The sequence below is a fragment of the Sphingobacterium sp. WOUb80 genome, from assembly GCF_050058145.1.
Classification (GTDB): Bacteria; Bacteroidota; Bacteroidia; order Sphingobacteriales; family Sphingobacteriaceae; genus Sphingobacterium.
The window spans coordinates 5,727,655-5,741,616 of record NZ_CP165617.1 but is presented as its reverse complement, the minus strand read 5'-3'; the positions used below and the strand labels follow the sequence as shown (position 1 = coordinate 5,741,616).

The window sequence follows — 13,962 nt, the reverse complement described above, 5'->3', positions numbered from 1 at the left end:
CCGAAAAAAAGATAACTTCGCATACAAATACATAGACTATGCAAGCACCTGATATTTCAAGAGCAAAATCTGCCGAGTTATTTGAAAAAGCAAAACAATATTTCCCTGGAGGCGTCAATTCCCCAGTTAGGGCTTTCAAATCCGTATATGGCACACCTTTATTTATTGAACGTGGCGATAAAGCACATCTTTGGGATGCTGACGGGAATGAATTTATCGATTTTTGTTGTTCATGGGGTCCATTAATTTTAGGGCACAACAATGATCAGGTTCGCGAGGCTGTCGCCGCGCAATTGGGCAAAGGCTTAAGCTTTGGCGCTCCGACGGCATTGGAGAACCAATTGGCTGAATTGATTATTGAAAACAATAGATTTATTGAGAAAATCCGTTTTGTCAGTTCCGGAACTGAGGCGGTCATGTCTGCGATCCGCTTGGCCAGAGGCTATACAAAGCGTGATAAGATAATCAAATTTGACGGCTGTTATCATGGACACTCAGATTCTCTTTTAGTGAAAGCAGGCTCTGGATTGGTCACCTTTGGTGAGACATCCTCAGCTGGTGTACCTAAAGCCTTTGCAGACGAAACAATTGTTATCGAATTGAACGATAAGGAAGCTTTAGAAGCTGCTTTTGCTGAATTTAAAGATCAAATTGCTGCTGTCATCATTGAGGGCATTCCCGCAAACAACGGTTTATTATTACAGTCGAAGGACTATGTTCACTTCTTACGCAATATCACGCGCGAACACGGAGCAATGTTGATTATGGATGAAGTAATCACAGGATTTCGTATTGGCTTTGAAGGAGCTTCAGCATACTATGATGTACAACCGGATATTATCACCTACGGCAAAATTATTGGCGGCGGAATGCCTGTCGGCGCATATGGTGCATCAAAAGAATTGATGGCTTGTATATCTCCTGATGGTGCAGTTTACCAAGCAGGAACTTTATCCGGAAATCCAGTTGCTATGGCTGCCGGTATTGCGGCATTAGGAATCCTTTCTCAACGGGATTTCTATACAAATCTAAATGCCAAAACCGAAGCTTTCGTGAATGATATGCGTACTTATATTGCCGAGAAAGGATATCAAGTTCAGCTTTTCCATGTTGCTTCTATTTTTTGGTTTGCATTCACCGAACAGAAAGAAATTAAAAAGGCGAGTGAAATCGACCCTAAATCAATGGAATCCTATAAAATTATGCACCGCGAGTTGTTGAACCGGGGCGTTTACTTTGGGCCATCCGGCTATGAAGTCGGTTTTGTTTCTGACGCACATACAGCTGCGGATCTTGAACAGGCAAAAAAACATATTTTCGATGCTTTAGACATCGTATTCAACGCATAAAAAACACACTATCTATAAAAATGCCCTCAGTATATTACTGGAGGGCATTTTTGTTTGTATATATTTAAAAGTGTCTATTTTAAGTAGGCTTACTTGTCAACTAAAGTTTGCTGGCCAGTTTCTTATCCTTCGATTTCATCTTATTTAGTCCGGCAATAAGTTCATCCAATGAAAACTTACCTTTGATATCCATAAATACACTTTCATCTTCATTATCATGAACCAGTAAAGAAACCCGCTGGATGACATTGTTCTTATCAATACGGGCGTTGAGCGAAATTTCCTGCCCATCGGTGTTGATCACCAAAAGCTCCTCAAATTTGTTTTTCTTTAAAAACTTATGGTAATCATCCAAGATCCGCGCATTTTTCGTTTTATCATTATTTGAAAGTGTCAGCATTCTGAACTTCTTTAACTTCTTAACAATTTCAGCCATTGCACGGGCATCTTCATCGTTCTCATCCTTTAATGCTTTCTTCATAAAGGGTTTTGTCAGCCACATCGGCAAATTGATAGCAACTATCTCCGCGTCATCAGATACATTTGATCTGCTCACGAAGTCCATATTGGAAGCTTTTTTTACGATGCATGACTGCATAGAGAAAAGGAATCCAATTAGGCACAACAAGGTTAGTAATCTTTTCATAATTTTCTATTTTTTGTTGTTCTCCGTTTTGTTCTTATTCACTTTGTTGTTGCCTTCATTGACCAAGCTGGTCACGTCTTTCAAAGGGATGGCCCCATCAAGGATCATAAATAAATTTTGTCCATCTCCATTTATTGTCAGCAACAGATTATTCAGGATATCGGCATTTGCAGACATATTTTCAACCATGAATCGAATGTCTTGACCTTCACTATTGAGCGACATGAGTTCTTCATATTTTAAATTGGAGACTGCACCTCGAATGATATCTGTTAATGCTTTATCCTCACCATCCTCAACAATTAGCATACGTAAAGATTTAACGTTCTTTAGCAGCGGTGTAATGGTCTGCATATCATCATCATCTATTTTTAGATTACCCAATAATTTAAACATAGGTGCTCCTATTTTAAGTGTTGTCACTCCCTTCTTTCCTTGGTACTGTTCAAACAGTTTATCCAGTTTAGAAATTTGTGCGTTTGCCATACTTGCTACAAGTAAAAGGCAAGCTATTAAAAAACCTTTCATGCTATTTTAGTTAATCGTTATCGACATTTGTTTTATATTCATTGCTTTATCTACGCCATTTTCCAGATTATTTGCCAGCAAGCCCAATGACTTTAATGTCAATTCAACAGCTTCCTCTTCGTTGGCTACTGGTTTTCCATTCAGAACGACATAGTCTGCCCGGTAGGACTCTCCTGTTGTCGATTCTAAACTTTCGGACACGACTTCTTTCTTCACTGTCCAATCTTTGGTTTGTTTTTTTACTTTTGGACGTTTGAAAGTTTCTGCTGTTCGCATCGCCTTCCGGCTGTCCTCCATACTTACCCCATCATTATTATTGGGGACTGCTATTTCTATATTTTGATCACCAAGAGGCTTCTTGTTGGCAGGCTTGAGCTCTTTCGTTTCTTTTTTGGCGAGCACAGGCCCTTGAATTATTGATCCCTGATTTAGGAATAATGATAGTCCAATAGTCATCAAAAGCACTGCCGCTGCCGCATATTTCACCCAGCTACGATTCCACCATACAATATATTTTTTCTCGTCATTGATCTGACTTTCGAAATCGGCAAAGGACCAGTCCATTTTGACATCCTTTTCCCGATTCAATGATTGAAAAAAAACACTATCCGAGTTTTTCAGCTCTTTTTCTTCCTCTAATGACGACTGACCATTAAAGTACTTGTCTTCCAATTCTTTTCGTTTTTTATCTTTCATCACTCTACTTCTTATTTGTATAAATCCGTGCCGCTTCATAATCGAATAACTTTGTCAGTTGTTCTTTTACCTTTTGCCTTGCACGCATTAGATTAACTCTAACTGCAGATTCTCCCATATCTAAGACTTCACCTATTTCATCAATATCATAATCCTCGACATCACGCAAATGCATCACCAAGCGTTGCTTCTCGGGAAGGGAGTTAATCATCTCCAGAATAACTTCCTTGGTATTCTCTACAGAATACTCTGCTGTCGAAACGGCCTGATACTGGTCGACATAATCCGACCTTACTTTATCTTTCTTAATCCGGTTCAACGCTTCATTTTTTACGCTCTGCATACAGAATGCCTCCATATTTTTGTATTGATGGAGTTGATCTTTCAATTTCCACAACCGCATCATAACATTCTGTACAGCATCAAAGGCTTCGTCATCATCAACCAAGATCCGTTTCGCAAAGCGAAATAGCTTATCCTTATGGATGAAAACGGTATTCTTAAATTGTTCTTGGTTCATGTGCTGTTCAGTATGAAGACCTATTTATTTGCCTTTTATATCATCAAGACATTTCAGCAAATCTATTTATTACATCTAATATGAATATTTTTTTAAACATATCTATTTCGCGGTATATTTAAACTTAACACCTGGTGCAAAGGCCTTATTTTTAACCTTATTACAAACAAAATACGTGTATAAGCTGTTACTTAAGATGCTGAATGATTAAAAAATTAAACAAAAAAATTATGAAGTATTACAGAATTACAGGTATTACTGCTGCATTAGCACTTATGGTAGGCGCTATTGGATGTAACAACTCATCTACGAAAGGCACAGATGGGGCTGACTCAAGCAGCAGTATCGACACAAATACTGCACAAAAGATGGACTCCATCACGGTTAGTCCTATTGCAGACTCTAAAGAATTTCCTGGAGCCGACTTACAGATCGCCTCGATCACTGCAGAGAAGGCAGGAGCAGACTCTGCAAAAGTCACTGTAAAGTATGCGGTCAAAAATTTCAAGTTGACCGAAATGACCGACGATGCACATGCTGCGCATATGGCCAACTCACATGATGGACAACATATTCATTTCATCCTAGATAATAAGCCCTATACCGCTCTCTACAAACCCGAGAACTCGGTTACAGTCCCCCTAAATTCGGAACATTATCTACTCTCATTTTTATCAAGGTCTTATCATGAATCCATAAAGACTACCGAAGCCTCAAAATTGGTGAAATTTAAAATTGATGCTATGGGGAAATTGACAACAGATGCTACACCAAAAGAACCTTCGCTTTTCTATTCTAGACCAAAAGGAGAATATAAAGGTGAAGAAACAAAAAATCTTCTTTTGGATTTTTATCTAGTTAATACAAATCTTGCTCCGGATGGCAATAAAGTAATCGCTGATATCAACGGTCAGACATTTACATTGGATAAATGGGGGCCTTATGAAATAAAAGGTTTGCCATTGGGCAACAATAAGGTCAAATTGACTTTGGTGGACAAGGACGGCAACGCTGTTACCGGAGATAACGTATCCGTAGAGCGTGACATCAAACTATCCGAAAAATAGAAATAGGTTTATAAAAAGCAAAAGAGCCGCACGTAGATGCGGCTCTTTTGCTATCACTATATCAAACAAACTGTACATTCCGTACGTGTCTTTGGTATTTTCTATTACGGCAATTTTTCAAAATCAATTTTCGGAGCTGTATTTTTATTAACGTATTCGAATTTACTTCCTGGCTTAACAATTTCGTTAAAGAAGCCGCCATTTCTAAGAAAATACCCATTTTCCGTTTTGCCACCCATCGCATCAATACGCTGATTGGCACGATACGTATTGTCGACACTGAATGAAGCCTCTTGCACAGCCTTCCACTGTCCATCATAAACCCATTGATTGCCAAATTCAACCTTTCTGCCCAAGTAGCCTTGATTAGGGCTAAAGTTCTCCAAGAAACTGTGGAAGCGTTTTAGGTAGGTATTTGTCTGTGGACGTTTGAAGCTTGCAATCACATTCCAGGCATTCTCTTCTGGAATAAAAAACCAAGCTGTATAATCCGTATTTCCTTTCCCATCGGGTTCACCTTTCAGCAGAAACTTATAAGTTACTCCTGCTTTCCAAAAATACTTGCGGTAACTTTGTCCGCCAGAGCCCTCGTTGCCAAATTCTCCTGAATGCACATCTTTTCCTTTTTTCAGCAGATGGATTTTTTGTTCGTCCGGAATACTTTTCGGATCATCGGTATGGAATGGACTCCATACTGAAAATAAGATACGTCGCTCGGTTTCAGAATTTACCTGTATGCCAAAGTATCCTTCTCCAAAACCATTTGCCATAAAATATGACCCAACTTTATCTTCTCCTTGAGGAACTGTCACCTCGTTATAATAGTAACTGACATTGCCATCGGTAGGTATTGTGTAATTTAAATGGCAGGAAGGGCCTCTTCTGGACCAATAGTAATATTCGGGATCATTGGAAAATAGAAGTCCTCCTGAAGCAGCTTCGCCGCTCACAAGCAATTCGGTTACATTGGCAAAATTGCTCCCCGATTTACTTATGCCTTTTAAATTAACCTGGACGTAACCGGGCGTCTTTACATCAATGGACAGAGGTGCTGTTTCCGACAGTTCACTACTTTCCACATTCACGATCGCCTTTTTCCCCAAAGCGTCTATTGCTATTTTGGATTTGCCCCCATCATTTTTTGCCTTCAGTTTTAAGGTCAATTTCCCCGCTTTTTGAGCCCTAAAATAAACCGATGCCACTTCCTTATCACTGGACCATTTTACCAAGCCATTGCGACCGGAAATTTCCGCATTACCGGTTTGTCCTGCGGTAATGAAAGCATTCCCTGCGAGCGGAACTATAAAAGTCTGTTGCGCTGTCTGCGCGATACTCCCCATCGAAAGACAAGATAAAGCCCCCATAAAGAGGCCCTGGATAAAGTGTTTTCTTTTCATATTTTAATTTTTTATCAATTTATCTATCACCTTTAGCTAACCCAAAGGACCTATCAGCACGATCATTGAAGATTTAAGTTCTTACCGCTCTTTCTATTTTATTGCTCATTGATCGTAGAATAAGGTTTACATCAGCATGGTAAAGCTGGATTATTTAATGAAGATAAGGGTTAGATTTACAGAAAAAGAAAGGAAATGTATATCAATCGATTGTGTAAAAAAATAGCAATAATTGGTCATTATCACATTTCGTGAAATAGTCAATTACAAAATAACAGCGCGTATTTTAGTGTTTTGAAAAGGTGATCTGATCTTTTTGTGTATTTTTAATGTTATAAAATAGCATTACACATTGCTAACACAGCACGCCGCATGGAAAAATCCACCAACAGCTTGTCAAGACGTATCATAGGACAAAAACAAATCTCCATATTGATCCATGGGTTGGCCTGGCTAATTTTTTTATCCTTTCCTGTGTTATTTTTTAACAATGGCCAATTGGGTATCAAAGAAATGCTCGGTGCTCCAGCATTCTGGATTTTCACGGGCTGCTTTTTAATCCTATTTTACACCAATGCCTACCTGCTAATTCCCTATGCCATAAAATATCGCAAGTTTGTCAGCTATGGGATCTCCGTTATTTTGACGGGTCTATTGTTAGCGTGTTATCTTCAGCCATTTGATCGTCTGATGCGCATCGGAAACCAAACACCACAACATCACAGTGAACCGCATTTTCCGCCGATAAACAGGCCAGACTTTCCGCCCCCACATCCAGGCAGATATCTTCCAAACCCCGATCATGAGTGGGTCCCTAATCAAAACACGAACCGAGCACCGCGTAGAGCGGGACAACCAGTCGATATTGCTTCCGTTTACATTTTCCTGTTGACCATTAGCCTTGCCGCCCTTTATAGAATAGTCACCTACTGGATGGAAACCCAGCAAAAGATTCGATCGGTGGAGCAAGATCGGATGAACGCCGAGCTTTCCTTTTTAAAAGCACAGGTTCACCCCCACTTTTTGTTCAACACGTTAAATAATATTTACGCACTCGCGTTGACCAATGATGATGCCGTGGCAAGCAGCATCCATCGGTTATCACAATTGATGCGTTATTATATGGATGAGCGTCAAAGTGATACCATCGATATCAAGATTGAAATCCAGGCGATACAAGATTTTATCAATCTCCAAAAGCTACGAATAGGTCAAAATTGTTCTATCCGCGAACACTATACTGGGCTCGAATATCCCAAAACAATACACGCATTTGTCCTGCTTCCTTTTGTTGAAAATGCATTCAAATATGGACTGAGTACGATTGAACCTTGTCAGTTCAGTTTTGAAGTCATCCTAACTCCGACATCCTGTGCATTAAATGTCAAGAACAGCATAAACAGACAGGCGACAGAACAGCACCGCACTGGAACAGGTATCAAAAATGTCAAACGCCTACTGGATCATTTCTATGCCAATAGACATCGCCTGACGATCAAGCAGGATGATCATTCCTTTTTTGTTCAGCTTATCCTGTACATTTCTCCATAAATTGTTTCTATATTAGGCTATACGATTTATATATATACAAAATCAGTTTATCTAAAAAATCGATGTTGACTTGCATTGCTCTTGATGACGAGCCGTTGGCTCTACGTATTATTTCGACCTTCACAACGAAACACCCTTCGTTACAGCTTGTCGCAAGCTTCAATAATCCTCGTGATGCTGCGCTTTTTCTAGCTAATAACAGTGTTGATTTGATTTTTTTAGATATAGATATGCTCGAAATCAATGGTGTTGATTTTGCAAAGAAACTCAACCCCAGGCCGCTGTTGATTTTCACCACCGCCCATAAAGAGTACGCAATCGATGGATTTGAGCTCGATTCTGTCGATTATCTCCTGAAGCCATTTGACTTTCTACGATTTGAACGCGCTATTGACAAGGCGATGACAAGATCACTTCCACAGAACCATCGTCCTTTTTTAATGGTCAACGTCGAGTATCAACGGATCAAAGTCTATCTCGATGAAATCGAATGTTTGGAAAGCATGCAGGATTATATCAAGATTCATCTTATACAAGGCAAAACAATATTGACTTTATCAACAATGAAAGCCATGCTTGACCGCCTTCCGCTAGATCAGTTTATCCGCATCCACCGCAGTTTCGTTGTTGCTATCAAGCATATAATCACTTTCTCTCAGCGTAAGATACAATTACCGCACTTCACATTAAAAGTGGGCGACGGGTATTACAGCGAAGTCGTTAAATGTCTACGTGATTCGTCGACATAATAAGTCTCTTTATCGATACTTAACATTATTTTACATCTCCGTCCACTACCTTGCTTCCATCAATAAAAAAGAAGAGTTATGGAACGCAAACATTTTATAAGAACTTTATCGCTATTGGCATTTTCTGGACCAATGGTATGGGCTGCCTGCAAGAAAGACGACGCTTCAACAACGACCGATGAGGGTACGGATGTCAATGTGGATTCGAGCTGCAGTGTCACTCCTACGGAAACCGAGGGCCCTTTTCCAACAAAAACCCCTTCAAGTTATGTCCGTTCAGATATACGCAAAGGCGATGGTATCGGTGCAAATATGCTCGGTTTAATTACCATTGTGAATACCAATAATAACTGTACGGCTTTAGAAGGCGCCTTAGTCGATATATGGCACTGTGATGTGGAGGGCAATTACTCACAATATGGTGGTACACAAATGCAATCCAGCAATTATCAGTCGGTCAATTGGTACCGTGGCCGACAAGTCACCAACGCCAATGGGCTTGTTTCCTTTCAGACGATCTTTCCAGGATGGTATCAGGGGCGAGCAACCCATATTCACGTTCACGTATATGATGCGACAGGCAAATCACTACTGGTTACCCAAATTGCTTTCCAAGATAGTCTCTGCCTTGAAGTCAATAATACTGGTTCGGCCTACGGTTATAAAAAAGGTGTGTCGGGATACACGTATAATGCCAACGATAATGTATTCAGCGATGGCGTTACCAAAGAAATGTCTACCGTCACCGGATCCCTATCGGAAGGTTTCCAAATGAAAATGACGATTCATGTCAGTGCCTAAAAATCCAGTCATGCAGGATATTCGAATATATATAGCCGAACAGCGGGGGGAAACATCCATGGGAACAACTATTGTCCGTAGCACGCTCAATTATGGCTCCTTTGTTTCTCCCCATCGTGCGGCAATCGGCCAGCTCCAACAGGTCAATACTTGGGAAGTAACGCCAAATGGAGACCTGGATCTTCCGTTAATTAAATCTACTTCGTCGTTGTTAATCCCCTTAGTTGGCGACCTTTCAATCACCGTTGATGGCGAAGCTTATTCAGTACCTGTAGGAACCGCTTTTATAAAGCATTCAGAGAAAAATAAAATTTTAAATATTAAAGCATTAAACGAGTCCAACACCGCAATCACATTTCAGGAATTTACTTTTTCTACCTCAACTTACAGCCCTACACTACCTCATATTGTGGATCTACCACTTGCTGCTTCATTTGAAAAAAATAAAATGCATCCTGTATGCACCGAATTAGCTGCTGACTTTCAGCTCTATTTCGGTGCTTTTATCGGGAAACATGATTTTGAGTTGCAGATTGAAAGTATTCACAAAAGAGCTTTTGCTTTTGTGCTAGATGGTAACATTGAGGTGGAAGAACGTATTCTTTATCCATTTGATAGTCTTTATTTACCAGACTCAAAAAGCTTAGATATCGAATGCTTATCGGCAACTGGCCTTTTGGTGGTTTTGTGTTTTTAAGGCCTTAATTCTGATCGGATAATCTGATGATCAGTCATCATTTAACCCAAGTTCAGCAATCATCCCTTTATAATTATTCAAAAAATATTTGTAGAGCCGAAATTGTTCAGTCTCTTCATAATTTACCAGTCTTAAACCAAAAGCAGATACCGTATAAATCTCTGCTGCGGGATAAGCCAGTAAAATTGGCGAGTGGGTTGCAATAATAAACTGTGATTTCTTATCGATCAAATGTTTCATTCGAGTGAGCAGCAGTAATTGACTATTGATTGACAGTGCAGATTCGGGTTCATCAAGCAAGTATAAACCCCTTCCTGAAAAGCGCATATTCATCAGATTTAGAAAACTCTCGCCGTGAGAACATTCATGAAGAGAGCCGCCATAATTATTCCGTAATCTTTCAGGCTCATCTAAAAATACTTGGTCCACTTCCGTTGCAACATTATAAAAACTTTCGGCCCTCAAGAAAAAACCATCTGTCTCACGGTAGGCTGTACGGACAACTTGCAGATCGTTGAAAAGTTCAGAATGGGAATCTCTGGTACGAAAATTAAAATTTCGTGTCCCTCCCTCTGGATTAAATCCAGCATTGATGGCAATTGCTTCCACCAACGTTGATTTACCAGAGCCATTTTCACCCGTAATAAATGTAATTGGAGTCCGAAATCTCAACTCATGCAGATTCAATATTGAGTTAATATTAAAAGGATATGCTGTACGTTGCTCCAGCGGCTTTCTATTTCTTATGGAATGAATATAATGCATAGAAAATGTAAATAAATAAAGAGTTTTAAACAGCTTTGATCGATTTTATAATATAGTAGATGACGGGCACAAAAACCAATAACAGTACAAAGGGCAAAAACCAAGATCCCAATCCTTCCGAAGTTGCTGAGGTATTGGGAATAGATTTAAAGGCGATGATCCCAAAAATAACGACCACGATAAACTTTAAATATCGTATTAAGCGGCTCGCAACAGTATACTGTTGTGAAGCATTTTCTTCCGTAATCTTTACTGGATAATTGAATAGATGCGGAAATCTATTGATGATGGTCATTGCTACGTATAAAACAGTAGCAATGAGAGGAAGCATCAATAGGATTGACTTTGGACCGAATTTGTCAACCTTTCCTTCTACATTATAATGTACTGGAACAATTTCAGGCAATTTATTGTAGTTAATAGTAATCATATACCACAATAAAAACAAGGAGAACCAGCCTAGGAGTTCCAATATGCTATCGCCTACTGTAAGTTTGAGTTTTATTCTTGGTCGACCATTCATAATTAAATTGACTATTTTTTTCTTGGCTTCATAAATGGGCTATCCTGTTTTTAACCTGCTTCTCACGAAGTTAAGAAAGATCGACGTACAATACAATATGAGCCTTTGCCCAGAATCTTGAATTATAGGTTACAATTAAGGTCGATAATTAAGTGCTTGGTGTAAATACCGTGCATAAAAAAAGTGAAGGGCTTGACTCTTCACTTTTCCACACGATGTTAATAACTATGTTAATAACATTATTTCGCTTATAAGGTTATCCTATAGATGATACGTTAAAAACCAACGCTCTTCAAATTCAATCCTGTGCGTTCATCTAAACCGAACATCAAGTTCATATTTTGCACCGCCTGTCCAGATGCACCTTTCAGCAGATTGTCTGTTGCATTTAAAATAAGCAGCTTATTTCCATGCTTTTCGAGGTGGATAATACTTTTATTTGTATTGACCACCTGCTTGAGGTCGATATTTTTTTTGCTGACATGCGTAAAAGGGTGAGCAGCATAATACGTATCATATAATTCGTAAGCCTGCTCTTCAGACAAGTCTGTATCAACATAAATTGCCGAGAAAATTCCTCTGGCAAAATCTCCACGTTGCGGAACAAAATTAATTTTTTCAGCAGCACGTTCAAGCAATGAATTTTCGGAAACAGGTAGAAAACCTGTTTGTAGCTGATCCAATGACTCTGAAATTTCCTGTAAATGCTGATGTTCAAATGATTTATAGGCAGAAAGATTATTGTTACGCCAAGAGAAATGGGTCGTTGCTCCGGGTTTCTGTCCCGCTCCTGTGGATCCGGTTGTTGCATTGACATGAATCTGATGCGGCAACAAACCTTTACTAGCGAGTGGCAATAGCGCCAACTGTATGTTTGTTGCAAAACATCCTGGATTAGCAATATATTGAGCCGTCTTGATTGCTTCTTTGTTTAGTTCTGGAAGCCCGTATACAAATTGTTGTCCTTGATACGCAGTATTTGAACGAAGCCGATAATCCTGCGAGAGATCAATAATTTTCACAGAAGCATCTACTGTATTCGCATCCAAAAATTTACGTGCATCACCATGGCCAACACATAAAAACAAGACATCAACATCCGAATGAAAATCAGATGAGAAGGTCAATTCAGTATCTCCAAATAAATCATTGTGCACTTCATATAACTTATTTCCTGCATTGGAAGCGCTATTGGCAAATACGATTTCCACTTCAGGATGATAAATCAATACACGTAATAACTCACCACCAGTATATCCTGCCGAACCAATTATTCCTACTCTGATCATTTTCTTGAATTTAGTATTTAGGTATGCGTTATCAAATGTTGTGCAATGCATTTTTCTCAACGGATTTTACCGCAGAAAAAAACACATTGCGTAAACACATGATCTTTATTTTTTATTCACTTTGTGCCAAATAATGGTTTGATTTCCAAAAATCTTAGAGAAACCTTTCACATCATCACCAGTGTAGCCTTTATTCATTTCACCATAGCTACCAAACTTATTGGACATCAGGTCATGTTCAGACTCCACTCCAATGACCACAAAGCGGTACGGATGAAGTTCAACAATCACTCGACCAGTAACTGTTTCTTGTGAAGATTGCAAGAATGCTTCAATATCACGCATAACGGGATCATGCATTTGACCTTCGTGCATATAATTTCCGTAGAAAGCAGCGATTTGGTCTTTCCATGACAGCTGCCATTTGGTCAAGGTATGTTTTTCCAGGGTATGGTGTGCCTTAATTAAAATGACGGACGCTGCTGCTTCAAAACCTACACGTCCTTTGATACCAATGATGGTATCACCAACGTGGATATCACGGCCAATACCGTATGGTTGAGCGATTGCCTGCAGTTCTTGAATAACTTTAACGGAAGCCATTTTCTCACCATTTAATGCAACAGGCTCTCCTTTTTCAAAATCTATTGTAATTTGTTGCGGCTCTGAAGAAGTCACTGGAGTCGGCCAAGCCGATTCAGGCAAATATTGGTTGGATGTCAATGTTTCTGCTCCACCAACAGAAGTACCCCAAAGGCCTTTGTTGATTGAGTACTTTGCTTTTTCAGCAGAGTATTCTACTCCATGTTTATTCAAATACTCGATTTCGGCTTCACGCGACAATTGTAGATCACGGATCGGTGTGATAATTTCGACTCCAGGAATCAAGGTTTGGAAAATCATATCGAAACGTACCTGGTCATTTCCTGCACCTGTAGATCCATGGGCAACACATTCAGCACCGATTTTCTTTGCGTAGTTTGCAATTGCTGTGGCTTGGCATACACGTTCAGCAGACACTGACAACGGATAAGTCGCATTTTTCAGCACATTGCCAAAAATCAAAAATTTAATAGTTTCGCGGTAATAGTCTGCCGTCTCGTCTATAGCTGTATGAGATTTCACACCTAATGCATAAGCGCGTTCTTCAATATTTTTTAATTCTTCATCCGAAAAACCACCTGTATTTACAACGACGGAATGAACTTCTAAACCTAAATCTTGTGTAAGATAGATACAACAAAATGAAGTATCCAATCCGCCACTAAATGCTAAAACTACTTTTTTCATTAGAATGTTATTTTATGAGTGTTTGTTTTCAACGGCTGATTTAAGCTCGTTTCACTCGGTTTTTATTTTTATGTCGAGCGGACCATGAACAGAT

At 39.4% G+C, this 13,962-nt stretch carries 15 protein-coding genes; 6 read left to right on the top strand and 9 right to left on the bottom strand.

All coding sequences use genetic code 11. The annotated features are described in order from the left end of the window. Positions 1-38: 38 nt before the first annotated feature. Positions 39-1,349 carry a glutamate-1-semialdehyde 2,1-aminomutase gene (gene hemL, locus AB1Z56_RS23775; protein WP_309364186.1) on the top strand — a complete coding sequence of 437 codons (1,311 nt, stop codon included), beginning with the start codon at positions 39-41 and terminating at the stop codon, positions 1,347-1,349. A gap of 100 nt (positions 1,350-1,449) precedes the next feature. On the opposite strand, the gene AB1Z56_RS23770 is transcribed toward hemL, so the two are convergent. The 4 genes from AB1Z56_RS23770 to AB1Z56_RS23755 are packed head-to-tail and all read right to left on the bottom strand — an operon-like array spanning position 1,450 to position 3,739. Then, complete coding sequence (locus AB1Z56_RS23770) at positions 1,450-1,995, bottom strand: DUF4252 domain-containing protein (protein ID WP_309364188.1); 546 nt, start codon at positions 1,993-1,995, stop codon at positions 1,450-1,452. A gap of 6 nt (positions 1,996-2,001) precedes the next feature. Beyond that, entirely contained in the window at positions 2,002-2,481 is a 480-nt protein-coding gene (locus AB1Z56_RS23765) for a DUF4252 domain-containing protein (RefSeq protein WP_309364190.1), read from the bottom strand. Positions 2,482-2,529: 48 nt separating this feature from the next. Continuing rightward, a complete protein-coding gene (locus AB1Z56_RS23760) occupies positions 2,530-3,219 on the bottom strand; it encodes a hypothetical protein (RefSeq protein WP_426790347.1) in 690 nt (229 codons plus the stop codon). 4 nt (positions 3,220-3,223) lie between these two features. Next, positions 3,224-3,739, bottom strand: coding sequence for an RNA polymerase sigma factor (locus AB1Z56_RS23755; RefSeq protein WP_309364194.1), 516 nt, complete (start codon positions 3,737-3,739; stop codon positions 3,224-3,226). Positions 3,740-3,969: 230 nt separating this feature from the next. Here AB1Z56_RS23755 and AB1Z56_RS23750 point away from each other — a divergent pair, with 230 nt between their 5' ends. Beyond that, a complete protein-coding gene (locus AB1Z56_RS23750; RefSeq protein ID WP_309364196.1) occupies positions 3,970-4,806 on the top strand; it encodes a hypothetical protein in 837 nt (278 codons plus the stop codon). A 104-nt stretch (positions 4,807-4,910) separates the two neighbouring features. Here AB1Z56_RS23750 and AB1Z56_RS23745 read toward each other — a convergent pair whose 3' ends face one another. Continuing rightward, the gene (locus tag AB1Z56_RS23745) at positions 4,911-6,203 is read right to left on the bottom strand and encodes a DUF3472 domain-containing protein (protein WP_426790346.1); all 1,293 of its coding nucleotides are present in this window, start codon (positions 6,201-6,203) and stop codon (positions 4,911-4,913) included. A gap of 372 nt (positions 6,204-6,575) precedes the next feature. Here AB1Z56_RS23745 and AB1Z56_RS23740 point away from each other — a divergent pair, with 372 nt between their 5' ends. From AB1Z56_RS23740 to AB1Z56_RS23725, 4 genes are all read left to right on the top strand, one after another. Further along, a complete protein-coding gene (locus AB1Z56_RS23740; protein ID WP_426790345.1) occupies positions 6,576-7,754 on the top strand; it encodes a sensor histidine kinase in 1,179 nt (392 codons plus the stop codon). Positions 7,755-7,816: 62 nt separating this feature from the next. Beyond that, positions 7,817-8,503 (top strand): LytR/AlgR family response regulator transcription factor, encoded by a 687-nt coding sequence (locus tag AB1Z56_RS23735; RefSeq protein WP_309364201.1) that lies wholly within the window; start codon positions 7,817-7,819, stop codon positions 8,501-8,503. Between the two features lie 78 nt (positions 8,504-8,581). Beyond that, positions 8,582-9,304 carry an intradiol ring-cleavage dioxygenase gene (locus AB1Z56_RS23730; RefSeq protein WP_309364203.1) on the top strand — a complete coding sequence of 241 codons (723 nt, stop codon included), beginning with the start codon at positions 8,582-8,584 and terminating at the stop codon, positions 9,302-9,304. Next, positions 9,291-10,001: a hypothetical protein gene (locus AB1Z56_RS23725; protein WP_426790344.1), complete on the top strand. Its 711-nt coding sequence runs from the start codon at positions 9,291-9,293 to the stop codon at positions 9,999-10,001. The genes AB1Z56_RS23730 and AB1Z56_RS23725 overlap by 14 nt, the downstream gene beginning before the upstream one ends. Positions 10,002-10,031: 30 nt before the next feature. On the opposite strand, the gene AB1Z56_RS23720 is transcribed toward AB1Z56_RS23725, so the two are convergent. From AB1Z56_RS23720 to argG, 4 genes are all read right to left on the bottom strand, one after another. Next, on the bottom strand, positions 10,032-10,766 hold the full coding sequence (locus tag AB1Z56_RS23720) for an AAA family ATPase (protein WP_426790343.1): 735 nt from the start codon (positions 10,764-10,766) through the stop codon (positions 10,032-10,034). Positions 10,767-10,791: 25 nt separating this feature from the next. Beyond that, positions 10,792-11,289: a DUF1648 domain-containing protein gene (locus AB1Z56_RS23715; protein WP_426790342.1), complete on the bottom strand. Its 498-nt coding sequence runs from the start codon at positions 11,287-11,289 to the stop codon at positions 10,792-10,794. A 275-nt stretch (positions 11,290-11,564) separates the two neighbouring features. After that, on the bottom strand, positions 11,565-12,578 hold the full coding sequence (gene argC, locus AB1Z56_RS23710) for an N-acetyl-gamma-glutamyl-phosphate reductase (RefSeq protein WP_426790341.1): 1,014 nt from the start codon (positions 12,576-12,578) through the stop codon (positions 11,565-11,567). A gap of 105 nt (positions 12,579-12,683) precedes the next feature. Further along, positions 12,684-13,868 (bottom strand): argininosuccinate synthase, encoded by a 1,185-nt coding sequence (gene argG / locus AB1Z56_RS23705; protein WP_309364212.1) that lies wholly within the window; start codon positions 13,866-13,868, stop codon positions 12,684-12,686. Positions 13,869-13,962 lie beyond the last annotated feature (94 nt).

Excerpts from the sequence above, each read along its gene's own strand:
- AB1Z56_RS23765 (WP_309364190.1), bottom strand. The coding sequence starts at position 2,481 with ATGGCAAACGCACAAATTTCTAAACTGGATAAACTGTTTGAACAGTAC.
- hemL (WP_309364186.1), top strand. The coding sequence starts at position 39 with ATGCAAGCACCTGATATTTCAAGAGCAAAATCTGCCGAGTTATTTGAA.
- AB1Z56_RS23715 (WP_426790342.1), bottom strand. The coding sequence starts at position 11,289 with ATGAATGGTCGACCAAGAATAAAACTCAAACTTACAGTAGGCGATAGC.
- argC (WP_426790341.1), bottom strand. The coding sequence starts at position 12,578 with ATGATCAGAGTAGGAATAATTGGTTCGGCAGGATATACTGGTGGTGAG.
- AB1Z56_RS23755 (WP_309364194.1), bottom strand. The coding sequence starts at position 3,739 with ATGAACCAAGAACAATTTAAGAATACCGTTTTCATCCATAAGGATAAG.
- AB1Z56_RS23745 (WP_426790346.1), bottom strand. The coding sequence starts at position 6,203 with ATGAAAAGAAAACACTTTATCCAGGGCCTCTTTATGGGGGCTTTATCT.
- AB1Z56_RS23740 (WP_426790345.1), top strand. The coding sequence starts at position 6,576 with ATGGAAAAATCCACCAACAGCTTGTCAAGACGTATCATAGGACAAAAA.
- AB1Z56_RS23770 (WP_309364188.1), bottom strand. The coding sequence starts at position 1,995 with ATGAAAAGATTACTAACCTTGTTGTGCCTAATTGGATTCCTTTTCTCT.
- AB1Z56_RS23725 (WP_426790344.1), top strand. The coding sequence starts at position 9,291 with ATGTCAGTGCCTAAAAATCCAGTCATGCAGGATATTCGAATATATATA.
- AB1Z56_RS23750 (WP_309364196.1), top strand. The coding sequence starts at position 3,970 with ATGAAGTATTACAGAATTACAGGTATTACTGCTGCATTAGCACTTATG.
- argG (WP_309364212.1), bottom strand. The coding sequence starts at position 13,868 with ATGAAAAAAGTAGTTTTAGCATTTAGTGGCGGATTGGATACTTCATTT.
- AB1Z56_RS23760 (WP_426790347.1), bottom strand. The coding sequence starts at position 3,219 with ATGAAAGATAAAAAACGAAAAGAATTGGAAGACAAGTACTTTAATGGT.
- AB1Z56_RS23720 (WP_426790343.1), bottom strand. The coding sequence starts at position 10,766 with ATGCATTATATTCATTCCATAAGAAATAGAAAGCCGCTGGAGCAACGT.
- AB1Z56_RS23735 (WP_309364201.1), top strand. The coding sequence starts at position 7,817 with ATGTTGACTTGCATTGCTCTTGATGACGAGCCGTTGGCTCTACGTATT.
- AB1Z56_RS23730 (WP_309364203.1), top strand. The coding sequence starts at position 8,582 with ATGGAACGCAAACATTTTATAAGAACTTTATCGCTATTGGCATTTTCT.